Below are 524 nucleotides of genomic sequence, written 5' to 3' on the forward strand. Positions count from 1 at the left end.
TCTGTCTCTGTCTCTTCACCAGTACCAGTCGTTTCTTCTTCCTCTTCTTCTTCCCATTCTCCAGAAGTCTCTTCACCTTCTTCTTCTTCCCATTCTCCTGAAGTCTCTTCTTCTTCCTCTTCTTCCTCTTCCTCTTCAGTCGTTTCTTCTTCATTTGCATCTTTTCTAAAGACAATCACATAACGATTGTAATGCTCTCCAGCTTCAAGTGTGATTTCATAATCATTTTCTAGAAGATTTGTTACAGTGTTCTGAACACGGTCTTTTAAGTATACCGTTGTTGTTTCTGTATCTACATTTTCAAGGGCATCTATTTTTATTCTAATAGGTCCAGATTGTGGTAAAGTAACTACTAATGGGAATTCTGTTACATCTGTAATATTTGGAACCCCAAGAATTACAAATTTCTTGTCTTCCATATCCCACGTCATATCTTGCGAAGGACCAAATTGAATTTCTCCATCATACGCTCGATCTATCCCAAATGTTGTGGTTGGATCTACCGTAAGAAGAAGTTGTCTGTG

1 protein-coding gene is annotated in these 524 nt (G+C 38.2%); it reads right to left on the minus strand.

The features are described 5' to 3' along the window. On the minus strand, positions 1 to 524 hold a 524-nt coding region (locus tag Q1A60_RS21475), incomplete at both ends, for a hypothetical protein (RefSeq protein ID WP_299770641.1).

It is taken from the genome of uncultured Dokdonia sp. (assembly GCF_947492535.1).
GTDB lineage: Bacteria > Bacteroidota > Bacteroidia > Flavobacteriales > Flavobacteriaceae > Dokdonia.